Here is a 25,581-nt window from a genome sequence, read left to right as displayed (position 1 = left end):
AAACAAGCACCTGCTGCTTTAAATTTATTGCAATGAAAAGCAGGAAATATACCGATTAAACTCTAATAAATATTATTGCTTGATTATCGTCTACAAGTTCATAGTGCGAATGTAAAGTGAACATTGAAACCTTAGGAGATTCGCACCATAAAAATTCTATTTTTTCCTAGAAAGAGTATTCGAAATCCATATTATATTATGATTTTTTTGCTTTTTTTAGGAAGTACTCACTGATTAGTCGAATTTTTTGCTTTTTATTTTTGAAAATCGGAGTCGCATCCCTCGCGGATGCGTGGATTGAAACAACTGGAGGCTCTGCAAATCGGCCGCAAGGCCAGTACCGTCGCACTCTTGTAAAGGCGAGGATTAATATGCAAATTGTAAGAATGTTCTACCTTTCTTAGAAGGTAGACTTCCTCACAATTCGCTAAGGCGTGTACGCAAACTATGATTCTGTAAAAAATGGGTAAATAGTAAGTATGATGAGACGATACTAAATCTGTGATGACCAATGGGAAAAGATCAAGGACCTGCTGCCGCCGGAACGAAAACCGCAAGGAGGGAGACCCTCGAAAGACCATCGTCAGATGCTGAACCTGCTATGCTGTGGGTGGCGAGAACAGGTGCACCCTGGCGAGATTTACCGGAATACTACGGTTCCTGGCCACTGTCTACAGCCGGTTTCGCCGCTGGGAAATCGCCGGCATTGGGGACCGGATTTTAAAGCATGTCTCGATTGAACCCGACTTTGAAAGCATCATGATTGATGTAACGATTGTGCGTGTCCATCAACATGGGGCGGGCGCAAAAGGGGGGCCTTCAGCAAGCTATTGGCCGATCACGAGGAGGCTTAACGACCAAAATCCACGCCGTTGTCGATGCTTTGGGCAACCCGCTGTGTTTTGTGCTGACCGAGCTTATGACACCCATCAGATTCTTCACCTTTTGAAGGAGCAGTCCGCAACTTCGGTTATTACAAGTGAAAAAAATCGTCGGGAACAAAGAGAACGGGACAAAGAAATCTACAAAGAACGTCATCTGATCGAATGCTTATTCAACAAAGTAAAGCATTACCGCCGATTGGCGACTCGCTATGACAAATTGGCCCGCACCTTTATGGCTTTTTTGGCATTAGCTTCGATTATGGTGTGGCTTGCTTAAATATGCATACAAGCCCTAATAAAAAGCTAGAAACCATGGTCATTATTCTAAATCAGTGAGCATTCACTCGTTCAAACCTCCCCACATAGAACAATTCCATCGCCTATGATAAAGTGTGGATATACATACAAATTCCGGAATATGAGAGTAGTTTCTTAATTCCTATGGGGGAGGTATTTATGGAACCGCAAGTGGGATTAACACCCAAAAGACGAAAGGACAGATACGCGTTTGCTTTATCCTCGTTTATTCTAAGCATACCGAGTTTTATTTTCTTAATCATTCCTGTGATTTTAATATTTAGCGGGCGCGTTACTCGCGATAGTCAGTATATAGGAAGGATGAATCTATTATTATTTTTGGCATGTGCCGCTTCTGTAGCCGGACTCTTGTTTGGTTTCATGGCGCTGAATTCGTCGAAAGGCAAAAGGTTGGCGATCACAGGGATCATCATTAGTTTGATTCCGATTCATTTTTATTATTATGCGTTTAATTCCGTAATAGCGAATAGTTAGGATAGAGTAAGAAACCGAAGGATTCTAATTTTATTTTCCCCTTACATATTTTAGGTTTTCCACTAATATTCCCATGGCAAAATGAGGGTGTTGAACTAATCTTTAACACATGGGAGGAAAATCATGAATAAGTGGTTTGCTCGCAAGGGAGCCAAATGGCTGAGATCGGCAATAGCTTTGTCTTTAGCTTTATCGCTTCAAATGGGATTAGGTTTGGAGACCCCGGCCATTCATGCCGAGGGCCCGAACGATCCCGCGCCTTATATTCCTGCGAAAGTGGTCAATGAGAATGCGGGAAAAAAGGTTTTGTTCGACAACACGCATGGGCAAACGGCCGGAGCGGCCGATTGGGTCATTGACGGCGGGTTTTCGGATTTTGGACATGCCTTGGCGGGCGATGGGTTTGAAGTGAAGGAGCTGCGGAAATCTTCCCCCATTACTTACAGCGACTTGAGCAGTTATGAAGTTTTCGTAATTGCCGAACCGAATATTCCTTTCAAGCAAAGCGAACAAGCCGCGATGAAACAATACGTCGAAGAAGGCGGAAGTATTTTCTTTATCGGCGATCACTACAATGCCGACCGGAATAAGAACCGGTGGGACGGCTCCGAGTCCATCAACGGCTATCGTCGTGGAGCATGGGAGAATCCAACGAAAGGCATGAGCACGGAGGAGAAAAATTCGGCCGCCATGCAAGGGGTGGTCAGCTCAGACTGGCTCGGCGACAATTTCGGCGTCCGGTTTCGTTATAACGCGCTAGGCGATATTACGGCCAATCAAATCGTTGCGCCGGACCAGGCTTTCGGCATTACGGAAGGCGTATCGGGAGTAGCCATGCATGCCGGTTCTACCCTGGCGATTACCGACCCTAGCAAAGCTAAAGGAATCGTATATCTTCCGGAGACCGACGATGCCTGGGGGAATGCGGTGGATCAGGGCGTATATAATGGCGGAGGCGTGGCGGAAGGTCCGTATGTGGCGGTATCCAAAGTCGGACTTGGAAAAGCAGCTTTCATTGGAGATTCTTCTCCGGTCGAGGATGCTTCCCCTAAATATTTGCGTGAGGAAACGGGAGCCAAGAAGACCACTTACGACGGATTTAAAGAGCAGGACGACGGTGTATTGCTCGTGAATATGGTGAATTGGTTAGCGGATCAAGAAAATTACACAGAATTGGATCAAGTGGCCCAATTACAGTTGGATGAGGAGACTGTTCTACATCCTTTTGAAGCCCCGGAAGCTTCCACGGAGCCTCAGCCCGAACCTTGGTCGGCTCCGGCGGCAGGTTATAAATGGTGGGACTCATCTACTTTCAAAGCAGGTTCTTACGGCGGGTTAACGGTAAACGGGCAAGTAACTTACAATTTCGTGCATCAAGCTATGCTTCCGAATGCGCAGGATTTTCAAATTCGCGTCGTCGTGGATAATTTGCCTGCAAATGCGACGGTATCGGGATTCGGTACCGGAATTTATCTCACCGGAGGCACCCAAATCGCGAAGATCCAAAATGCGAACGGGACTTGGCCTTCCGCTTATGGCTATAGTGAAGCATTTAGCTTAACTTCCAACAGCCAGGGACGTGCTTATAAAGATCTCACCGTACGGATCAAGCCGGGGACGGCGGGGACCGCGAATCTTAGGTTAAGACAAAACGGCAATAACCTCTTAACGAAATCCGTAACATTGGCCAATGTACCTGCCGAACCGCTTCCGGATGAACAAAACCCGATTCCCGATCTGATTACGATTGCCGAAGGACGAAATAAGCCGGAGGGAAGCGTGGTCACGCTTCAAGGCACGATCACTACGGAACCGGGTGCATTTGGCGGACAGGCTTTCTACCTGCAGGATGCAACGGGCGGGATTTACGTCTATCAGAGTACGAGCGGCTTTCATCAGGGAGACATCATAAAAATTACCGCTCCGACAGTTCTTTACAATACGGAACTTGAGCTGACTACACCGGTTGCGATCGAGAAGATGGGAATAGCGGCATTGCCTGAACCGAAACCGGAGGTCTCGGTGAACGACGGAAATCAAGGGCAGCTTATCGAGTTGAGCAAGGCGGAGATTCGGAATATCGTAGCGGCTGCTCCGGCGGGCTCTTTTGAATTCGATGCCGTTAGCAACGGTGTCAGCAATCATGTGCGCGTGGATGCAAGAACAGGCTTAACGCTTGCCGACTTTCCTTATCAGGAAGGGCAGACGGTTAATTTGCGGGGTGTCTCTTCCATTTTTAAAGGCATATATCAGTTGAAAGTCCGGGGATTAAGCGATATTACGGTTTCGCAGGTCTCTGCTCCACCCGTAACTACGGCTACGCTTTCCGGTTCGCCTAACGAACATGGCTGGTTTAACCAGAGCGTAATGCTTACCTTAACGGCTATCGCCCAGGGGACAGGCAACGTATCCACAAAATATGCTATCAATGAAGGACCGGAGGTGGCCTATACAGCACCGGTTTCCATCGAGTTTGAAGGAACAAGCTTGATTCATTACTATTCCGTGGATGCAGACGGCGGTACGGAAACCGCAAAATCGATGGAAGTAAAGCTGGATACCGTTGCGCCAAGCGTTACTTTAACCCAATCGGGCAAAGCGGTCGGAGATGTTCTGGAACAGGATGTCTTGAAGTTTGAGCTGGCCGGTATCGATACAGGGTCCGGAATAGCAACGCAAAAGCTGTCGGTAGACGGACAAGACATTGAACCCGGTCAGCCGATCAACGCGAAGGACCTTGGAGTCGGTAAACATACGCTGCACTATGCTGTGGCGGATTTTGCGGGAAATGTGTTACAGAACAGCATTCCGTTTCAGGTCGGCCGCACGTTGGCTGCAGGAGTTCCCGGACAGCCTGTACTCTCGGACAATAACGGGCATGATACCGGGCTCCGGGACGGTAATTATGTCATCACGATGAATATGTGGTGGGGAAATAACGGTTCCGAATTCAACTTGTATGAAAATGACGTCTTGATCAAGACCGTAAGTTTATCGGATGCTTCTCCGTCCGCCCAATCACTGTCCATCGACATTGCCGGGAAAAGCAACGGAGTGTATACCTATGTTGGCGAGTTGATCAACTCCCAAGGAAGTACGAAATCGCAGCCTCATGTCGTCACCGTCTCGGACGCCAATCCGAGCAAACCGGTCTTGTCCCACGACAATTGGGACGGTGACGGGAATTATCAAATATCGATGAACATGTGGTGGGGAATCAACGGTTACGAGTACCGGCTTTATGAGAATGGCGAATTGATCGATACCCAGGCGCTTTCGGAGGCTACCCCTAGTGCACAACGGGCTACGTCGACGTTGGACAACAAAGCTGCAGGCACTTACGAATATGTAGCCGAAATGATTAACGCAGCCGGAGTTTCTAAGAGCGAGAGCATTACGGTTCGCGTTGAAAAGTAACAAGTTCAGACACAAACCCGGTCCAAGGGAAATGGGCTTGGATTGGTAGGACTTCCCTTAGAGTAAATGAAATAGAACAAGCCCCCGATTACTAACCATCGGGGGCTTGTTGCTATATTCGGCGGCTCAAAAGCTTAAGCTTCCATCTTCTGAGCCGTATAGAGCCGGTAGTACAGGCCGCGGCGGGCGATTAGCTCATCGTGAGAGCCGGATTCGGCGACGCCTTTGTCGGACACGTACATGATGCGGTCGCAGTTTTTCACCGTGGACAACCGGTGCGCTATGATGAAGGAGGTCCGACCTTTAAGCAATTCGTTCAAGCCTTGCTGAAGCAGCCGCTCGGTCTTGGCGTCGATCGACGAGGTAGCTTCGTCCAGGATGAGGATCCGCGGGTCGGCCAAGAGCGTCCGTGCGAACGAGATCAGCTGCCGCTGTCCTTGGGACAGCTTCGAACCGCGCTCGTTGACTTCCGTCATGTAGCCTTGTTCAAACTCACGGATGAACTCGTCGGCGCATACCGTCTTCGCTGCGGCGATGACCTCCTCTTCCGTGGCATCCAGTCGGCCGTAACGGATATTGTCGAGGATCGTCCCCGAGAAGATGAAGCTGTCCTGCAGCATGATGCCCATCTGGCTGCGCAAGGAATTCAGCGTCACCTGCGAGATATCGTGGCCGTCGATCAGGATCTTGCCGCCGGTAATGTTATAGAAGCGCGAGATCAGGTTGACGACCGTCGTTTTGCCTGCGCCGGTAGGCCCTACCAGGGCGATGCTTTCCCCCGGCTTGATATCGAAAGAAAGATGTTCAAGAATATTGTTGCCGGGGTCATAGGCAAAGGTGACATTGTCGAACGTCACTCTTCCCTGAATCGACGGCAGTTTCTTTGCGTCCGGCACGTCGCTTACGGTCACCGGTTCGTCGAGCGTTTCGAAAATCCGTTCCAGATAGGCAACCGCATTGATGAAGTTGTTGTACAGTTGCGACAGGTTCAGGATCGGCTGCCAGAAACGCGCCGCGTAGGCACCCATCGCGAGAATGACGCCAAAGGTCACGTCCGCCGGACTCAAAGCGAGCAGACCGACAAGATAAATCAACGCGGTGACGATCGTCGCCAGATTATCGACCGTGAACGGAATCAAGGCGTTGTATCGCAGGGCGCGCATCCACTCTGTCCGGAAGTTGGTTGCAAGGCGCGTAAAGATGTCCTCATTGCGCTGCTCGCGGGAGAAGATTTGCGTCACGCGGATGCCGCTGATGCTTTCCTGCAAGTAGGCGTTCAAGTTGGAACTCTTGTTGGACACGGCCTGCCATGCCCGCCGCTGTCGGGTCTTAATCAACAGCATGACGCCGAGGAAGACGGGCAGTCCCGCAAGGATGACTAACGAGAGACGAACGTCCACGGCAAACATGAAGGCGGCGATAAAGATCAGGTTCACGATTTCAAGAATAAAGTTGATAATCCCGTTGGATAACACGTCCGATACCGAGTTGACATAGTTGACGACCCGAATCAGAATCTTGCCCTGCGGGCGGTCATCGTAATATTTGAACGGAAGCTGCTGCAAATGCTTGAACAGATCACTACGGATGTCAAAAATAATATCCTGCCCGACGCTCGTCATCATTCGCGAGCGGATCGTGGCCAAATATACGCTGACGACAATCGTAACCAGCATCAGCGCCGACCAGCCTACCAGAGCGCTCACGTCCTTGGCCGGGATCGTGACGTCGATGACATGCTGCATGATCAGCGGGGCGGAGAGCGAAATCGCGGCCGAAAGGGCGCTTAGCACGAAGGCGATAATCATCGGCTTCTTCTGCTTCTTGATGTAGACCAGCGCACGCCGGAAATGCTTGATATCAAAAGGCGATTCCAGGTTTTCGTCGATGTCGAATTTATTTCTTGCCATGCTCTGTCACCTGCCTTCCAATACCCTCGTTCTGCAGCATAAACACTTCGTAATAGTAACCCCGTTTCGCCAGCAGCTCGGCGTGGGTGCCTTCTTCGATCAGGCGGCCTTCATCCAGGATGAGGATCCGGTCGGCCTCCGCCGTGGTGGACACGCGCTGGGCGATAATGATCTTCGTGCAGGGGTACTCAAGTTCCCGTAAACTCTTCTGGATATGCTCTTCGGTTTCCAGGTCGACGGCGGAGGTCGTATCGTCCAGAATCAGGATTGGATGACGAACCGCCAATGCGCGGGCGAGCGCGATACGCTGCTTCTGTCCGCCGGACAAGCCGACGCCTCGTTCCCCTACGATGGTGTCATACCCTTCCGGCATCTTGGTGATGAAATCGTGCGCGGCCGCGAGCTGGGCGTAACCGATCGTATCCTCCTCCGGCAGGTCGGGATCGCCGTAGGCGACATTCCCGTCAATCGTGTCGGAGAACAGGAGGACGTCCTGGGTGGCCACGCCGATATTGCCGCGGAGCTCGTCGAGCTCCAGCTTGCGCACGTCGGTGCCGTCGACCAGCACCCGTCCCTCAGCTACGTCATAGAAGCGAGGGATCAGGTTGACTAGCGTCGTTTTGCCCGATCCTGTGGAGCCCATGATGGCAACGGTTTCACCCGGTTCAATCGTAAAGCTTACATCATGCAGTACTTGTACGCTGCCGTATTTGAAGTTGACGTGATCAAACTCGATACGGCCGTTATAACGGCGTTTGTCCACGAGATTGTGTTCGTTGACGATCCCCGGACGCGCGTAATATACCTCAATAATCTTAGTCAAGCTGGCAAAAAAGCGTTGAATATCATTGATGATAATGCCGATGTTGCGCATCGGGTTGGAAATGGCCCAGATGAGCGACGAGAAGGCCGCGAATTCACCGAAAGTGATCCGGCCGTTCATAACGAACAGGCCGCCTGCCAACAGCAGAATCACGTTGAAAGCTTGCGCGAAAGTTTCCAGATAAGGGAAATAATCGAGCCATACGAGCGCTGCGGTCTTATTCGCCTTGGAATAGTTGACATTCTTGTCGTTGAACTTTTCGACTTCATATTCTTCGCGGGCAAATGCTTTAACCACCCGATTGCCGGAAATGTTTTCTTGGGTGGTGGTGTTGAGCTGGGACAGCCGTTCACGCAGGTCGATATACATCGGACGCACGCGTTTGGCAAAAATATAGGCCACCACAAAAATCGGTGGGGACAAAATAAGTAGCCAAAGCGTCAGCTCTACGTCGATTGTAAAAAAGTAAATCACGGCAGCGAGGAAAATCGTGAGCGATTCGATGATCGTCTTGATAATCCATGCCATGGAATGCCGCACCATGTCCAGATCGCCTGTCATCTTGGTCATAAGGTCGCCGGTGCGGTTGTGATCGTAATAGTTCATGTCTTGCTCTTGAATCTTGTTGTACAGATAGACGCGGACCCGATAAAGCATATTCTGCGAGGACCACTCGTACTGCATCGTCGTTAAATAAGCCAGGCCGGTTCGCAGCAGGGAAAAGCCGATCATGCCCAGGCAGAGCATAATGAGCAGCCCACGCTCTTCTGATAAATTCTGCAGCGCGTTGTCGTTGGCTATAAACGTATCGACGATGCGCTGGCCGATGTAAGGATTCACGATCATGAGCGAGGAGCCCACCACTGAGAGGCAAAGCGCCAGGATATACCGCGCACGGTCTCCCTCCAGGTTCTTCCAAAGCCACTTTAGTTCAAACATTTAATCACCTGATTTCTGTTTGTTCTCATATTCTTGTTGAAAAAATGCATTGCTTCAATCAACAAACTAACGTGATTATACCACTTGGGCAGGTAAGATCAATGCCTAATTCTACGTGTCGCAGAAAATCGAAATTTGTCATAAATATCGAAAGAATTTGTGTGAAATTTCGAAAATAATAGATAAAAATTCAACTATAAGCTGTCCCCTTGCCTCAACCGATAATAGAATAGATCGAATTAAAATACATAGAGTAGAATCCCACCCATGGAGGGGAACATATATTTGAAGACCACAGCAAAGACTATCTTGAAGCTTGTACTTCCATTCCTTCTAATCGCGCTTTCCTATATTTTTTACCAAAAAACCGGTGACATGTCGCAGCCGCAATTGGACATGGTGAAGCTGGCTCCATATGTCTTACTGCTGATCGGGACGGTGATCTCCTGGAAATTCAACCGGAGCCGGGAGTTTTTTATTCTGGTCGTACTCGGACTTTGTTTGGCTGCCGTTACCTCTTTGCCCGTGATACCAGGGAAAACCGCTCCAATGAATCCGGTTGATATTTATTCCGTAATCTGTCTGATGATTCCTTTCAATATCGGGTTGTTTTCCTTTTTCAAAGAACGGGGGATATTGAGCTTGTGGGGAGGGATTCGCATCGGGATCATTCTCGCCCAGGTGTTGGCTGCATTCTGGTTGATGAACCCGGAACAAGCAAATCTCCTGGCCCTGGTTCGCAGGGATTTTCTGCCTGGCCTTCATTCCTTTACGCCCGTCCCGCAATCGGCGCTAGTGTTCTTTTTTGCGGCATTAGCCATTCTTGTTCTGAAGCAGATAAGAAATAGATCCTCTCAGGATATTTCATTCATAGGGGTACTTTGCGCGGTGTTTTTTGTACTTCACGATCAGAGAGACCCGTTCCAGTATTCTATCTCTTTTGCGGCCTCCGGGATGATCATGATCACTTCGATCATTCAGGATTCGTATTCGATGGCGTTCTCGGATGAATTGACCGGTTTGCCTTCACGGCGGGCGCTGAAGCAGGATATGATGAAATTGGGCATCAACTATGCCATGGCGATGCTGGATATCGATCATTTCAAGAAATTCAACGATACCTACGGGCACGATACGGGCGACGAGGTTTTAAAACTGGTAGCGTCCACGATCAAGGATGTTACGGGTGGAGGGAAGGCCTACCGTTATGGCGGAGAGGAGTTCACGATTCTTTTTCCCGGAAAAAGTATCAATGAGGTCGTTCCCCATCTGGAAGAGTTAAGAGAAAAGGTATCCAAACGGGCTTTTACGCTGCGAAGGACCGGCAGGCAAAAAAATAAGTCGAAACGCAAATCACGAAGTAATTCCAGGTCTGCCAAGCAAAAACAAATTTACATAACGATCAGCATCGGCGTTTCCCAAAAAAGCGAAAAAAACAAAACGCCGGACACTGTGATGAAATCGGCGGATACGGCGCTATACCGCGCCAAGAAAAAAGGCAGAAATTGTGTCAGCAAATAAATGAAGGATTTAACATGGGCATAAACCGGAGGATAGAAATGAATAAAACGATCGGGATTTTGGCGCATGTGGATGCCGGGAAAACGACCTTCTCGGAACAACTGCTTTATTATACCAAAAGCATTAAACAGCGGGGGCGGGTCGATCATCAGGATGCCTTTTTGGACAGCCATCAAATCGAACGGCAGCGGGGAATTACCGTATTCGCCGATCAAGGAGCGTTTACCTACGAGGACTCCAGTTATTTTTTGATCGATACGCCGGGACATATGGATTTCTCCCCAGAGATGGAACGGGCGATTCAGGCGATGGATGTCGCCATTATTATCGCTAGCGCCGTGGAGGGGATCGAAGGCCAGACGGAGGCCGTATGGGGGCTTTTGAGAAAACATCGGATTCCCTGTTTCTTCTTTATAAATAAAATGGACCGGACTGGAGCCGACGTGCCCCGGGTCGTGCAGGAACTAAAGCTGAATTTCTCGGGAGATCTTTGCGACATGACGGACTCCTTTGTCGAGGACGGCCGGATGAGCGGGGAACTGATTGATTTTGTCGCGGAACGCGATGAAGCTCTGCTAGACTACTATATGGAGCATGCCTATAACGAAGATAAGTGGCTCCAGGCGATGCGCCGGCTGATTCAAAATCAAGGGGCTTACCCTTTCGCCTACGGGTCTGCCCTTCAGGGGACCGGGATCGAAGATTTCCTGCGAAAGCTCCATCTGCTTACGGTTACGAACTATTCAAGCGAAGGGCCCTTTGCGGGTCGCGTCTATCGTATCCGTCATGATGATCAGGGAACCCGGATCACTTTCATCAAGGCTTTAAGCGGAACGTTAAATGTAAGGGACAGTATTAATTACGGTGATAAGGCCCATTCTGTTACCGAAAAAATAACCCAAATCCGCAGGTATAACGGACGCGAATATAAAGCGGTGGACCGGGTGGAGGCGAGCGAGCTTTTCGCGGTAACCGGGTTATCCCAGACCGCCGTCGGCGATGGAGCAGGGACTTTACAAGAAAGGGCAGTGTTCGAAACGGTCCCCACGTTAAAGTCCAAGGTGATTTTTGAACCGGGCATCTCCGTCAAGGAAGCCCTTCCGTATTTTAAAATGCTGGATGCGGAAGACCCTACCCTGAATGTGGTCTGGGAGGAAAGATTGCAGGAGATTCACCTTCACGTCATGGGGAAGATCCAGCTCGAAGTATTGGAACAGCTCGTCTTGGAGCGGTTTAAGCTGAAGGTAACTTTTGACCGGCCGGAAATCTTATACAAGGAAACGATAAGCGCAGAAGTGGTCGGTTATGGCCATTTCGAACCGCTCGGGCATTATGCCGAGGTGCATCTTCAGTTGCAGCCGGGGGAGCGAAACAGTGGTCTTACCTTTCAAAATGCCTGTCATGCCGATGATTTGTCGGTCGGGAATCAGAATTTGATTCGCCACCATCTGTTTGAGCGGGAACATCATGGCCTGCTGACCGGTTCACCGCTAACCGACGTCATCATAACGTTGTTGACCGGCAGGGCTCATAATAAACACACGACGGGCGGGGATTTCAGGGAAGCGACGTACAGGGCTCTACGGCAGGGGCTGGAAAAGGCGTCAAACATTCTCCTTGAACCGCTCTACCAGTTTAAAATCAAAGTGGAACCGGACCAGATAGGCCGAGTTATGTCGGATATCGGCAAGGCTCACGGCAAGTTTGATGCGCCGCGGAGTGAAGGCGACAAGACGGTTCTGACGGGAAGCGTGCCCGTAGCAACATTTATGGATTACGGCAGCCAACTGGCTTCGTTTACCCAAGGTAAAGGCGTCCTAAGTCTGACGTTTACGGGTTACGATCAATGTCACAACGAGCAGGAGATCCTTGAGCGGATAGGCTATAATAAGGAAGCTGATCCGGAGTACACGTCCTCGTCCATCTTTTGCGCCAAGGGTCAGGGGTATTCCGTATCGTGGGAAGAAGCGGAAAGCAAAATGCACGCCTTGTAATAAATAATTATTATAAAGGAGTTTCTATGGAAATCGAATTTAATGAAATGATGGAACAAACCAATATTCAGTACGCGATCGTGGGGGAGATGAACACGTCCCTGCGCGGGATTCTGGGAGAACTTACGAAGACACGGACTTCTTCGCTTGCCAAAGCGCACGACATCTCCGGAAGATCGAAAATGAAGCAGGATGAGCTGACGAAGGCTGTACTTGAGCAAATTACAGATCCCGGCCGTCTGGAATCGGCCTTGTTTATGCTGGATACTGAGGAATGGACAGTATTTGAATCGCTTTACGCCAATCCTTTTGTGCAGGACAACTACTATCCATATGGCTATTACCGGTTTTTGCTCGATCACGGGCTTGTATTCACCTTCTTTTATCAAGGGAAACTGTATCTGGTCATGCCGGATGAAGTGAAGAAGACTTATGCGCAACTGAATGCGCCGGTTTTTGAAAAGAACCGCAGCAGACGGGCGCTGGTATATGAATATATACTGGCATTGACGAATTTGTATGGCGTTTACGCAACGGACAAGCTTGAGGAGATCTTTAACGGTCAAAACGCATCTCAGCCACTCGCCGCAGGGGAACTGGATGATTACCTGGAGCATTTTTTGCAAAGGGAGCAGAAGTTTGTTCTGAATGAGGATGAGGACTGCCTGATGGATGCCGGCCTTGTGGATCACGGCGGGGAAGACGAATTGCAGTCCTTGCTGCAGAGCATTCAAGGGAAGCCGTATTATGTCCCGGACAAGATCGAACTGCTCAAATATGCGGATGACGGATATTTTGAAATGACGCCGCAGCTTGAAGCCTTGGCAAGCTATGTCGTGAACCAAATGCACCAGGAAGAGGAAATGGTCCAATATCTGATCGATGACATTCAACTTGCTTGTTCCATGGGGCAGCCGCTGCAGGAGCTGATCTACGAATTCGAAAGACGGGATCTTGTCTTCGACAATCCCAAGCAGGCCCAGCAAGTGATAGGCTTGGTCGTCGATGTACAAAACAACACTAGGCTATGGTCCAATTGCGGTCATACTCCGAAAGAACTGGGTAACGCAATGAACCTTCAAGGTGCCCGGCCTGCCCTGGCCCTGGCAGGCGGCAATTCCCCGGTTAAAGCGGAGAAGATCGGCCGCAATGATCCATGTCCGTGCGGCAGCGGACTAAAGTACAAGAAATGCTGCGGGAAATGAAGTAGTACGGATGTGTAAGTGTAGAAGTAAAAAAGCAAAAGAAGTCCAACCTCGGTGAAATGGAAGCGTAGAGCCTCATTTCCCAGGTTGGGTCTTTGTTGTTGTGCAGGACCAATCCAGTGTTTCTGTCATGGACATCTGATTCAAGCGGCATAAATTAAGTATGCTTGTGTTCTCGAGGCGGACAAAAATGTTATAAAACCATTATTCTTAGATCTGTCCCAGTCCCTCCGATACTAATTTCAGCAGGTTATCCGGAATTTTGAATTTTTCGTTGCTAATCAACAATTGGAGATCCAGACTGGACTCCGTTTGATGAGCCAGCTTGATTTCTTCCATCTCTTGCTGGAGCTGCTCCATTTTCAAATCCAGTTCATAGGCGGTGTCGGCCGCAATTTTCAAGTCTTTGAGTAAACGATCGGGTACCGCCTCATTGTATTTATAAAAAATCTTATGCTCCAGGCTGGCCCAGAAATCCATGGCAATCGTGCGGATTTGGATTTCGACGCATATCAATTCCTCGCGGTCGGACATGAATACGGGAACTTCGACCAACAGGTGAAGACTCTTGTAGCCGTTCGGCTTCGGATTTTTAATATAGTCTTTCACGGATACGATGTTTAAATCTTTTTGGCTTTGCAGCATTTGACTGATCCGGTATATGTCCGAGATGAAAGAGCACGTAATCCGAATGCCCGCAATATCTCTGATGTTGTTTTTAATGTCGGAGAGGGAACTCGCCCCGCCTTTGCGGTACAGCTTCTTCATGATGCTCTCCGGAGACTTTAATCTCGATTTCGTGTGTTCGATCGGATTGTAATCGTGCAGCAGTTGAAATTCTTCCTGCAAAATTTCGATTTTCGTTTCCACTTCATGCAAAGCGAATTTATACATCATCATGAAGCGCGTCAAATTTTTTTGAATAACCTTCATCTGTTCAATGGGATTGTCTGTCATGTTTACCGTCCTTCTTGCAAAAAAGTATTAAAAGCTGTCGGTCCTCCTAATTATAGCTTATATTAAAGCCCGCTTTCCAACTTCGGTCATGTTTTGCCGGTTCACTCCAATCCGCCGGTTCACTTCAATCCTATGAGAAAAGTGGGAGAAGATCATGATTGTGTTCTGATATCCTATATTTAACATTGTGCGCAAAATCAATCGTAGAAAAGAGGGGGAAAGATGGCTGTTTACGGGAAGGTCAAGCAGTGGGAGCGGGAAGCAGGGGCTGAAAATTTAAATTTCCAAAGAAGGATGCGGTGAGAAATTCCCTATGATTATGGATGCTATTTTTAAAGAACAGTTACCTGTGTTGCAGTCGGAGCGGATTCGGATTCAAAAAATTGAAGAACAGCACTTGGAAGAAGTATTCGCCATCTATAGTAATGACCGGGTATTCGACTTTTGCGGGATTCTGCCGAAGCACAACAAAGAGACCGTAAGAAACATGATCGGACACTTTCAACGGGATTATTTGAAAAAAACGAGAGTCAAATGGGGGATTTTTGCCGGAGAAGAGATGGTCGGCATTCTCGAAGCTTGCGACTTCGATCAGAAGGTGAATATGGCGACGATCGGTTATTTTTTGGCGGAAGGTCACTGGGGCCGGGGGATCGCTAGTGAAGCTGTTGCACTCTTGGTTGAGTTTCTATTCAAGGAAGCGGGGGTTAACCGGATTCAGGCCGAAGTCATGCCGGCAAATGAAGTTTCGAAGAAGGTGCTGCTCAAGAACGGTTTCCTTAAGGAAGGAACTTTGAGACAGGCGAAAGTGTGGACGGGAAAGGGCATCGTCGATTTGGAAATCTACGGGATATTGCAGCGGGATTATCTTGCTTGAACTATATCAGGCATGACTTGTTGAAATGATAATGCAGGGGGGATACGAGATGACTCATCTAAAAGAGGTGCTTCACTTGTTAAAGATTGATATGTCCCGCAGGAACATTCGGCGCATAGCCGCATGCTCAAAATCAGCAATCCTTACGGGCTTAACAGTCATGGCGTAATGTCAACGCTCCATGGCAGCACGGTTCATGCGGTATACGTCTATGATTCCGATCAAAACTATGAAGTCGCTTATATCGAAATTGATATGGACGGAAAAATTAGGCACGCGTTGGCGGAAACGAAAGGAGTGCTTCCCAGTCTATTCTTGAGCCCGGACAGCGTTCTCCCCGTACCGGACCGGAGCGGTCTCGACAAGCTCAAGCCGATTCGGAGCGTGGTCGGTGAATACGTCGGAAACGTGGGGAACTGCTCTGTGTTTCACAACGGGGATATTTTTAATCCGAAAAAAGAAGATAAGCTGGAGATCCTGGAATTTGCAAACGGTGATTTTAAGAAGCGGGTAACCGCGAAGATCCCGCTGCCGCAGTGCGAGCACATATTTATCGATGAGAATCAAGATGAGATGTATGCTTTCTCTTACGGAGACGGGAATCTTTTAATCCGGAAGATGGATCTCGGCGGAAATATCGGGCAGCAAAACACCGTCCACCTGGATTGCGATCTTTTTTCGGTTGTTTCCGTTTCGCAAGGCCCATGGGTTCAACTTATCGCGGTAACCGATAACTGCCTGAGTCGGGTCACGGTTGAACCCGATGGTAAGATACAAAGCGAATATAGCGGAACTGGAATCTCCGCTATATTCGCTTTGGGCTCCAAAAAGGTTGGGAGAGGAGCGGTAAGCCTTCCGTTTTACCCATGAGTACGGGGTTGGATGGGCTACCCTGGATAAAGGGATGTTAAAATCCTGTTTTGTAAACTCCGGAAACAACGTATATTCCGATTCGGTATCCGGGGGAATCCATTGTTTGCGAGAAGGGATCTCCCATTTTGTCAGGGATAGCCGCCTTGAATATTGACAGCTATTGCATCGAGTTTTATACGCAGCCCTCCAACAGGACAAAACCCACGGACCTTTTTATTTTGCAGAAAAAATTTTGAGACCGGGTCGTCAGCCTTTCACTATTCCCTGAACTCTGTACCAGTGTCTGTACGCTTCCGTGAAGCCGATTTTGGAATACAAACGCAGGGCGGGATCATTATTTGCGACTACGGCCAGATAACTGTCTCTCGCCCCATTGGCTTTGCCCCATTTCAGCAGGTGTAATATCATCTGCTCTCCGAGTCCCTGATTCCGACGGGCGGCGTCCGTGACGATGTCATACAATCCGATATACCCCCGCTCAATGACTCCCAGACCGCAGGCAACAACTTGACCGTCGTGATACAGAAGGATAAACCCTTTAGGGGTTTTGATATTGGAAAGCATCTCTCTCATGGTGTCCAGTTTCCGGTCTGAAGCCTGATCCAGCCTGCCGAATTGCTCCAGCCATTCCTCATCCACATGCTCCACGATCTTGACGGTATGAAGCCGGGGTTCGGCAAGGTTGTTCAGATGCATTGTTTGCATGCTGGTGACATCGATTAATTGGTACCCCTTTTGTTCCAGGACGTTATCCAGATCGGCAGGGTGGATAAACGGGGTAATTTTAAAAATGGCGGGCAACTGATTGGCGGCATAGATATTTTCGCATTCCAAGATTTTCTGTTCCAAATCCAGCGAAGAACCGAACAGAGGACTGACCGAGTTGGCCCGTTTTGTGCAGCCCTTGGCGAAACGCAGCACCCATCCGTCATAGAGCAGGGTGGACAAAGCGGGCCAGTTGTTTAAGGCCAGTTCTTCTATCATTTTATGATTTGGATTCATAAGGGCTGGCAACCTCCCCGGAAATTAGTCGATTGTATAATTATACAGTTATAGAATATGAAATCAATCAAAACTAAAATTGCTAGTAATCGGCTTCGCAGAAATCATAGAACTAGTGCATAGGATAAATTCAAAAATGGATAATAAATCAGAGGACGATGACATGGAATTAACAATCGATTAATTTTGGGGGCTATTATGCGGATCAATTTGTCTGGGAGCTTAAAATCGAGTTTAAAAAAGGTTTGACTCAAGGTTAAATTAAAGAGATGAGAACAGAATTCCCAGGGGGTCTGGCAGTGATCACGGGAAGCTCAGCAGAGTCGGTAACCTATCGTGTCAGAGGAAAAATAAATCAAGAAGCGCAATAAAGATTAAACCGACACATATTTCCATTTTCGACAGAGGAGCACATCATAGATTGTCCAAACTGGTTTAAACATTAAAAGCTTATACTAGATTTTAATGTATCCTAACAAATGAAAAGAGTTGTAAATAAATTAGTTCTTTATCTTTCAACGTTTTAGTCATGAGCGTATAAATTGTGTATTCAACGTTGTTAAATCAGGCAAGAAACCAAAATCCAGCCTAGTCCGAGTTTTTATGGGATTAAGGCTGGATTTTTAGTTCCATTTATTTATTTGATTTTCTTTTTTTGTTTTTCATGATTAAATCCATTATAACAACAACAATCAAAATAAGAATAGAATGAATTAAAGGTTTAACATAACCAGACTCATCGTAGATAAAGTAAGCTACTATAAAATTAAATGCAAAAGTAATAAAGTAACCCAGCATGTTTAATCTCATACTTTAATCCTCTTTTCTTAGAACCATGGATCCACTATAGTTGATAACCTTGCGTCATGTTCTACCCAACCGCCAGTATAATTTGAGTTTTTAGTAGTTCTGATTTCTTTTAGTATTTCATAGTCACCTATGAAAGTACCATTACTATCAAAAAATCCTGGTCCCTTTTCTCTATAGGAATATTTAATGTAAAAATATAAATCTTCCACATCAGTATTCACGAAATAATAGATGCCAAACCCACCAGCAGCAGCTATACTAATTTTCCATGGATCTGGTAAGAATTTATTCTTTGCCCATTCAACAACGGCTGCGGCTAAGGCTGCTTTTCTTGCTGCCTTGAATTTTTGTGAATCATATATATCGTGATTTCTCATATGAATGTAGGGAGTAGGGTAAGAAATAGCAGCTATAGCATTAAGAGTGCTTTTGGACTCAGAGGCTAGTAACTCATTTACCTCAGCTATAGATTCAGTTGATGTTTCGACTAACTTAATATCCCCATTTAAAAATTCATAATTAATATTGTTTGTTTTTAAAAAACTGATAACCCTATCATTAGTTATAGGTGAGACTTCTTCGTTACCTTCAGCGGCAGCAAGGGGGACACTTGAGATAAACAATAAACAAATAGTTAGAAATAGAGCCGATAACTTTTTCATAGTTAAACTCCTTTTAAAACATATTTTTGGGGTAATGGAGTTGGCCAACTCACCCTTAACCATCACATTACCATTAATGTAAAAAAATATCAATAAAATCCCTGAATATGGTATGTAAGTCATATTTAGTGGCATTTCATTTAATGAGTAATTAATGCTTTCTATCTGAATAATTTGTAAAAATATTCTGGTAATGTTCTCAATCCCTAGAATAACCAAACGATAGAAGAAGCCAGCTTGTCCGTGCCATATCCTTGATCCGTCTTGACTTCTTGCCTTTTATGTCTAGTTAATTTGGCATTTCGTAGCCGGTATTCAGGTCATTACCTCAACTCCAGGGGATTGCCCAAGCGTTAAAAAACACATAAGTGATCGTTCGATGGTCTGAAATTCCTCCCTTTTTTACCCCAGCACCATGTTGATGAATAAAAACATCCCCTAGACAAAGACGCTAAATAATTCGCATAAAGACTCGATAAATGAATGCACTTTTACGGAAGAGTTAGCAGATCCATTCGCCGGATAAATACAGAATACAGATTATGAATTCCGATATTCTGTACTCTTGATATAATAGAGTAGATTTCTTAATTACTTTAAAGAAGAAGGTAATCCAACTTGATGGTAAACATCGACAGAATGCAGGTGGAGGCGGAACTCCGCAAATTTGTGGGAGCGGCCGCTTTTATTCACAGCGAGGCGACTTCGTATGTATTTGTCCGGAATTTCAAGGTTGAAGTGACGGATGCTTTTATTGCCGGGGACGGAGAAGGCCCGTATCGGGCGGCGCTCCGGTTTGACGGGCACGGATGGCTACGGATGGAGGGTCTGACCCATTACGAGCTTGATCCGGCAGGCCGGCTGCTGCTGGCCGGATTTGACGACAGGGGACGCATGGACGTTGCGCTCCATTTGGGAAAGGAGCCGTTCCCCGAATGAACGATATGAATCAGAGCAAGGCTCGTAAGCTGTTGGCGGTGTTCGCGCACCCGGATGACGAAACATTTATTTGCGGCGGGACATTGGCTAAATATGCCGCAGAGGGAGTCGAGATAACGCTGGTAAGCGCTACGCGGGGAGAGATGGGGCGCCGCATGGGTAATCCGCCTTATCTTAACCGGGAGACTATCGCCGCGGCACGGGAAAAGGAATTGCAGGCTGCATGCGATTCTCTTGGAATCGGACGGCTCATGTTTCTGGATATTCGCGACAAAACAGTGGAATTCATCGACGAGGAGAGTTTAACCGCGCGAATCGAGAACTTGATACAGGACATCGCTCCCGATGTGGTATTAACCTTTCATGAAAAACTGGGCGGTCACCCTGACCACTGTTCTATCGGGAAGGCGACCACCGCAGCTTATCATCGAGCCAGGTGCAAGGGTGCGCTGTATTTTATTTCTTTCGGAGACAGGATGGAGCATCCCGAACCTTACGGATATGCTCCCGAAGATATCCTGAAGATCGACGTGTCCGACCACCTGGAGTCAAAGCTCGCCGCATTCCGAGCTCACCGTTGCCAATCGGAGATTGATGAATGGGTGTGGCTGCCGGATAGTGAAGCGCTTGACCGGTTCGGAAAGGTTGAATATTTCATAAACGGAGACGCTTCTGCTCCGATCCTGAATTCGGGCGACTTATTTCAACCTGCGGGCAGTCGTCCGGTTATGGCGGGAGTAAATCATTAGCTTGCTTCAAGATTCAATCCATATTTGCAAGGGAAGTCCTTACGTTCAACCTTTGGGTTACGTAAGGGCTTTTTTGTCCTGTCTGTCGAATGCTGTTCTTATCTTGCTTTGCAAATACGAAACTTTCGTCGAAAAATGTAATATCTAGCATTTTTACAAAAATAATCATATTTTTATAAATTTTAAGAGGTAATTTTACAAACCCGCAGAATAGATATAGTACGGCAGCTTGATTCGGCACATTAAAAATTAAATATACCAAAGGGAGATGAGAGTTTGAGTAGGAGAGTAATTAGGAGAACCATCGCCGGATTATTAAGCTTCATGCTGAGCTTTACCCTTCTTCTTCCGGCTGCAGGAGCGCAAGAGAGCGCTAAGCTTGGCGTAGACGTAACCAGCAAAGCGGTATCGAGGTTGGACCGCGATGCCGTATCGCTGGATCGGGCCATTCTGGATTCGGGCGTCACGCTAAAACGAAGCCAAGATCAAGCTTTCAACAAGTCCGCAAAGACTGGGATTGCTCAGGATGAATTGATACTCGAAAAGCAAAATTCCTCTTTATCATCTTCAATAGAACCTCAAAATTTCGTGCCTCCGACAGACGGCGGTGAACAAATCTCCGTGATCGTGGAACTGCAGGAAGCGCCGGTGAAGGTATTCGAAGCCGGGCAACTGCAAAGCAAGGCGCGTTCCGGCGCTTCTTCGCTGTCATCGCATCAAATAAAAGTCGATCTGGAACAGCAAAATTTCAAGAAGTCCGCGTTAGGGAAACTGAATGCGGATATCGGTCGTGAATATTCCGGCATTTTTAACGGTTTTTCATTGACTATCGCGGCCGATCAGGTGGAAGACCTGCTTTCGCTTCCCGGAGTTAAAGCGGTGTACCCCAACAACACGGTTTATGCGACGGCAGAAGAAGCCGATACCCTGGTAACGCCGGAAGGAAGCGTTCCTTTCATAGGGAGCGATGCCTTCTGGGATGCCGGCGTAAAGGGGAGCGGAATTCATGTCGGCGTCATCGATACCGGGGCGGCCAATGACCATCCCGATTTGGAAGGGGCTATCCCGGACGGATATTGGGGATACGACTTCGTAAACGATGATGAAGAACCTTACGAGACAACGAAGGAGGATTTCCTGAAGGCACGTGCCTTGAATCCGAACACGCCGGAAGTCAGCGCGGCAGGAAAGCCGTATTGGACTTCCCACGGTTCACACGTTTCTGGGATCGTGGCCGGACGGGGTGCAGGTGCCGACGGCAAGGCAGGGATCGAAGGCGTGGCACCGGAAGCGCAAATTTTTGCGTATAAAGTGCTGGGTCCTTACGGCAGCGGGTCTACGGAAGATGTGATCGCTGGTATCGAGCGCGCGGTGGCAGACGGGATGGACGTTGTCAATCTGTCGCTTGGATCGGAAACGAATAACGAGCGGTCTGCGGATTCCGTCGCGATTAACAATGCCGTCCAAGCAGGAGTTATAGCGGTAGTATCCAGCGGGAACAGCGGCCCGAACGCAGAAACGGTAACGGATCCGGGCTCGGCCGAGCTGGCGATCACGGTGGGAGCGTCCAAACCTCCGTTGAATACGCCGATACTGAAGGTTTCGGGATTGAGCGACGAGTTCTTCATGGAGACCTTCGATAAATCCGAAGGCATCGAAAACTTGACGGAATCCTATGGACTGGTTGACGTCGGGTTGGGCAAGAAATCTGCTTATGACGGCAAAGATTTGACGGGGAAAATCGCGTTCATCAAGCGCGGTGAAATCTCGTTCGTGGAAAAAGCCGAGAATGCGATCCAGTCAGGTGCTATCGCCGCCCTGATCTATAACAATTTTCCTGAAGCACTGGAGAGCGGGACGCTCGGAAATGCGAACGTCACGATTCCGATTTACGCGATTTCGGGTGCTTACGGCGAGCGGGTGAAGGCGGAACTTGCCGCGAATCCATCATTGAGCGTTTCCTTCGGATCCACGATCGAAGAGGATATTATGGCCGGCTTCAGTTCCCGCGGCCCCGCTCTACCCTCCGGTGCCATTAAACCGGATATCTCCGCGCCGGGGATAAGCATCTTATCCAGCGTGCCGGAATATGAAGGATGGTATAAAGCACAGAATGGCACAAGTATGGCCGCTCCGCATATCGCAGGCGCCGCGGCGTTGTTGAAGCAGAAATATCCGGATTTAAGTCAATACGAGCTTAAAGCTTTGCTGATGAACAATACGGTGAAACTGAACGACCGGACAGGGAACCGGTATACGCATATGGACCAAGGGGCGGGCCGCGTGGCGCTCGAAAAGGTGCTGGAAGCGAAAGCGGTAGCCATGACCGAGGAAAGCACGGTCTTTGTGGACAATGGGGAACTGGAAACGTATTATACCGGCAGCCTTTCGTTTGGTCAGGTCAATTATGGCACAAATGCCGAGCGTAAGGTCATTGTAAAGGATATCGTCGGAGAGTCTTCTTCCTATTCGGTAGAAGCCAGGTGGTATGGCGATGCTCCAATTGAAGCGGTTCCTTCTGACGGAATTATTTCCGTGCCTGCGGGAGGGGAGCAAGACCTGACCGTCACTCTGGAAGTGCCGAATAATACAGACAAATCCTACTACGAAGGCGAACTGATATTGACCGAAACAGCAAGCGGACACGTAATTCAAATGCCGATCTCGGTCCATGTCGGGGAATATGATGTGATCACGGATCTGATGGTTGTACCGGATATTTTCTCGCCGAATGGGGATGGAGAAACCGATCTGGCAGACCTTTCTTTTAACGTGAACAAATATACACCGTACTTCTCGTTGGATTTAATCACTTCGGATGGAAAGTGGCTGGGTCCACTGATAGAGATCGATGAAGGCATAGACCCGGGTGTCTATATTATAAGAGATTGGGACGGATCTGAACTCGAAGATGATTTGTACAATTTGGTACCTTTTGTTGGCAATTCCCCGGTGGAAGCAGAGCCGCTGTTGGATCAGGTCACTGCATTCATTATAGATAGGCAGGACCCGATTGCCGAACTTAGCGATCCTGCGATAACCTTGAATGAATCGGGAATGATGGGTACTATTTCCGGCAAAGTAACCGGTGATTTGATGATCGATTTGCTGGTTCCCCAGGGAATGAAGATCGGCCAGGTTATCGGCATTGCGGCGAAGAACAAGGACAAAGGCTTGCAACTTAACGGAAGTATCGACGATGCCGGGAATTTCGCGATCGAGGTTCCGGTCTACCCGGGTGACAACGCCTACGAGGTGTTCGTCTATGATTTGGCTGGAAACGGCTTGGCGGTACCGCTCTCTACGGCTACGTATACATTCAATGATTTTGTAGCTCCTGTAGTCGGATCCGACCAGGTATTGCCTAATGAAGAGTTCTCTCTAGACGTGGACTTTTCGGTTACCCGTGCGGTATATTCCGCAAAATTCGATTTGCTGTACAGCAATCGGTTGGAACTGGCATCGATAACGCCGAGTACGGAGTTCAATAACCACCAGGCACTGCATAATCCATCCGAGCCGCTGACGGTATCGGAAGCTGTTTATGAATACGATGAGCATACAAGCAGGCACGAGGTTTTCATCAGCTTGAACGGAACGGAAGGTTATATCGGCGATGGTTCACTGGCTAGCTTTAAATTCGCCGGAGCAGAGTTTGGGCAATATGATTTCAAGCTTGCCCATTTGAAATTGCTGGATCGCGACGGCAATGAAATCGCCGTGAATGTGAAACCAAGCGTTCAGGTCTCCGTTCAGGAACAGCCCGTTCTTACGGTTAGTCCGTTATCCCTCTCCGTGCAAGAAGGGGTCGGGAATAAACTGACGGTGACCTACAAAGGACCGGACGGCACCGTATCGGATGTCACGGGGAATGCGGAATATGCGGTAGCCGATACGGCGATCGCCTCAGCGGCCAAAGGAACGGTGACCGGCAAACAAGCCGGACATACGACGGTGAAAGTCAGCTACGAAGACCTGGACGTGACGGTGGATGTCACGGTGACGAAGGCTCCTTCCTCGGGCGGAAATGGAGGAAGCGGCGGCAGTAGCGGAGGTGGCGGAAGTAAGACCCCTCCAATCCCTCCGACGCCAAAACCGGAACAGCCATCCGTAAATGGATCTGTCAAGGAGGCGATCAAGGCTAATGAACCTACGAAGGTTACATTGCCTAACGGTCTTACGTTAACACTCCCGGCAGGCGCGGTTACTTCTGCGGATGCGGGATTTGTCCGGGTGACCCCCGCAACCGAAGAAGAAACCAAGAAGCTTTTGGCCGATCTGAGCCTTGGCTCGATCAAGCCGCTAGGCACGTATTTTGATTTCGCGATTTTGGATAAGAACGGAAAGCCATTGGAAGGGCCGACCTTCAGCAAACCGGTCGAATTGTCCATTCCGCTTGCCGCGCTTGCCGCGCTTGCCGCAGGTACGTTGAACGGGGAGAAAATCAGCCTGTTCAAAATCAGCGAAAAAGGGAAGCTTACCCAACAGGTCGGGCGTTTGATCGACGGTAAAATCGTCGTCACTCTGAACAGTTTCAGCCGGTACATGTACATGGCCAAGGATATCTCATTCGCGGACGTGACCAGTGCAAACTACGCCTGGGCGGTCAACGAGATTGAAGTTCTTGCCGCAAAAGATATCGTCACCGGCCAGAGTGCGGATCTGTTTGCGCCTAAGGCTCAGGTGACCAGAGCCGAATTCGTTTCGCTCCTCGTCCGTGCATTAGGGCTTGAAAAAAGTACGGACGGTGAAGTGCGGTTCAGCGACGTTTCGGACAGCGACTGGTATCATAACGATGTTCAAACCGCTGTGGCCAAAGGTTTCGTAACCGGATATAGCGATCAAAGCTTTGCTCCGGATCAGCTTATTACACGCGTGGAAATGGCGGTTATTTTGTCCAGAGTGCTGGAGAGTTTGGAAAATAAGGATTTGGCGGTTGAGCAGCTATCCGGATTTGCCGACGATGCAGTCATCCAGGATTGGGCCAGGAAAGCGGTAGCCCAGGTCGCCGGACTTGGCCTGATGCAGGGCAGGGGCGACAATCGCTTTGAAGCGGATGCCTTCACAACCCGTGCGGAAGCAGCCGTAGTGGTATACCGCATTTTCAAGACATACACCAAGTAAACCTGAAGCAAAAGACCAGCTGTCGGTTCACATACCGGCGGCTGGTTTTTGCATGGCTGGAAAATAATCACTGATCTTGATTCTGCAAAGATGTTATGATTTT

At 48.5% G+C, this 25,581-nt stretch carries 16 protein-coding genes and 1 pseudogene; 11 read left to right on the top strand and 6 right to left on the bottom strand.

Translation table 11 applies throughout. The annotated features are described in order from the left end of the window. Window positions 1–497: 497 nt before the first annotated feature. From DFP94_RS26415 to DFP94_RS12305, 3 genes and pseudogenes are all read left to right on the top strand, one after another. Window positions 498–1,161: pseudogene (locus tag DFP94_RS26415) on the top strand (IS5 family transposase). Window positions 1,162–1,340: 179 nt separating this feature from the next. Beyond that, on the top strand, window positions 1,341–1,676 hold the full coding sequence (locus DFP94_RS12310) for a hypothetical protein (protein WP_114496759.1): 336 nt from the start codon (window positions 1,341–1,343) through the stop codon (window positions 1,674–1,676). A 123-nt stretch (window positions 1,677–1,799) separates the two neighbouring features. Then, window positions 1,800–5,093: a chitinase N-terminal domain-containing protein gene (locus DFP94_RS12305; RefSeq protein ID WP_114496758.1), complete on the top strand. Its 3,294-nt coding sequence runs from the start codon at window positions 1,800–1,802 to the stop codon at window positions 5,091–5,093. Window positions 5,094–5,227: 134 nt separating this feature from the next. Here DFP94_RS12305 and DFP94_RS12300 read toward each other — a convergent pair whose 3' ends face one another. Both DFP94_RS12300 and DFP94_RS12295 read right to left on the bottom strand, forming a co-directional pair. After that, the gene (locus DFP94_RS12300; RefSeq protein ID WP_114496757.1) at window positions 5,228–7,003 is read right to left on the bottom strand and encodes an ABC transporter ATP-binding protein; all 1,776 of its coding nucleotides are present in this window, start codon (window positions 7,001–7,003) and stop codon (window positions 5,228–5,230) included. Then, a complete protein-coding gene (locus DFP94_RS12295) occupies window positions 6,990–8,765 on the bottom strand; it encodes an ABC transporter ATP-binding protein (RefSeq protein WP_114496756.1) in 1,776 nt (591 codons plus the stop codon). The genes DFP94_RS12300 and DFP94_RS12295 overlap by 14 nt, the downstream gene beginning before the upstream one ends. Window positions 8,766–9,050: 285 nt before the next feature. On the opposite strand from DFP94_RS12295, the gene DFP94_RS12290 reads away from it, so the two are divergent. The 3 genes from DFP94_RS12290 to DFP94_RS26290 are packed head-to-tail and all read left to right on the top strand — an operon-like array spanning window position 9,051 to window position 13,485. Further along, entirely contained in the window at window positions 9,051–10,286 is a 1,236-nt protein-coding gene (locus DFP94_RS12290; RefSeq protein ID WP_181873124.1) for a GGDEF domain-containing protein, read from the top strand. Between the two features lie 38 nt (window positions 10,287–10,324). Continuing rightward, window positions 10,325–12,280: an elongation factor G gene (locus DFP94_RS12285; RefSeq protein WP_114496754.1), complete on the top strand. Its 1,956-nt coding sequence runs from the start codon at window positions 10,325–10,327 to the stop codon at window positions 12,278–12,280. Window positions 12,281–12,306: 26 nt separating this feature from the next. Further along, on the top strand, window positions 12,307–13,485 hold the full coding sequence (locus DFP94_RS26290; RefSeq protein ID WP_281269482.1) for a YecA family protein: 1,179 nt from the start codon (window positions 12,307–12,309) through the stop codon (window positions 13,483–13,485). 210 nt (window positions 13,486–13,695) lie between these two features. Here the strand turns inward: DFP94_RS26290 and DFP94_RS12275 are convergent, their stop codons facing one another. Further along, window positions 13,696–14,442, bottom strand: a complete 747-nt coding sequence (locus DFP94_RS12275) for a GTP pyrophosphokinase (protein WP_114496753.1) — start codon at window positions 14,440–14,442, stop codon at window positions 13,696–13,698. Between the two features lie 313 nt (window positions 14,443–14,755). On the opposite strand from DFP94_RS12275, the gene DFP94_RS12270 reads away from it, so the two are divergent. After that, window positions 14,756–15,319, top strand: a complete 564-nt coding sequence (locus tag DFP94_RS12270; protein ID WP_114496752.1) for a GNAT family N-acetyltransferase — start codon at window positions 14,756–14,758, stop codon at window positions 15,317–15,319. Window positions 15,320–15,442: 123 nt separating this feature from the next. Further along, window positions 15,443–16,189 (top strand): hypothetical protein, encoded by a 747-nt coding sequence (locus DFP94_RS12265; protein ID WP_114496751.1) that lies wholly within the window; start codon window positions 15,443–15,445, stop codon window positions 16,187–16,189. Between the two features lie 249 nt (window positions 16,190–16,438). Here the strand turns inward: DFP94_RS12265 and DFP94_RS12260 are convergent, their stop codons facing one another. The 3 genes from DFP94_RS12260 to DFP94_RS12255 all read right to left on the bottom strand — a co-directional run bounded on the left by DFP94_RS12260 (window position 16,439) and on the right by DFP94_RS12255 (window position 18,666). After that, a complete protein-coding gene (locus tag DFP94_RS12260) occupies window positions 16,439–17,194 on the bottom strand; it encodes a GNAT family N-acetyltransferase (protein WP_114496750.1) in 756 nt (251 codons plus the stop codon). A gap of 633 nt (window positions 17,195–17,827) precedes the next feature. Then, window positions 17,828–18,004: a hypothetical protein gene (locus DFP94_RS25520; protein WP_181873136.1), complete on the bottom strand. Its 177-nt coding sequence runs from the start codon at window positions 18,002–18,004 to the stop codon at window positions 17,828–17,830. A gap of 17 nt (window positions 18,005–18,021) precedes the next feature. After that, entirely contained in the window at window positions 18,022–18,666 is a 645-nt protein-coding gene (locus DFP94_RS12255) for a hypothetical protein (protein WP_114496749.1), read from the bottom strand. 621 nt (window positions 18,667–19,287) lie between these two features. Here DFP94_RS12255 and DFP94_RS12250 point away from each other — a divergent pair. The 3 genes from DFP94_RS12250 (at window position 19,288) to DFP94_RS12240 (ending at window position 25,478) form a co-directional block, all read left to right on the top strand. Next, window positions 19,288–19,605, top strand: a complete 318-nt coding sequence (locus tag DFP94_RS12250) for a DUF1806 family protein (RefSeq protein ID WP_114496748.1) — start codon at window positions 19,288–19,290, stop codon at window positions 19,603–19,605. After that, window positions 19,602–20,354: a PIG-L family deacetylase gene (locus DFP94_RS12245; protein ID WP_114496747.1), complete on the top strand. Its 753-nt coding sequence runs from the start codon at window positions 19,602–19,604 to the stop codon at window positions 20,352–20,354. The genes DFP94_RS12250 and DFP94_RS12245 overlap by 4 nt, the downstream gene beginning before the upstream one ends. A gap of 276 nt (window positions 20,355–20,630) precedes the next feature. Continuing rightward, window positions 20,631–25,478, top strand: a complete 4,848-nt coding sequence (locus tag DFP94_RS12240; protein ID WP_147273853.1) for a S8 family serine peptidase — start codon at window positions 20,631–20,633, stop codon at window positions 25,476–25,478. The last annotated feature ends 103 nt before the right edge of the window (window positions 25,479–25,581 follow it).

This window comes from Fontibacillus phaseoli (genome assembly GCF_003337355.1).
In the GTDB taxonomy this organism is placed as follows: domain Bacteria; phylum Bacillota; class Bacilli; order Paenibacillales; family Paenibacillaceae; genus Fontibacillus; species Fontibacillus phaseoli.
Note: the sequence above shows the minus strand (reverse complement) of the source record. Positions and strands in the feature narration are given on the sequence as shown.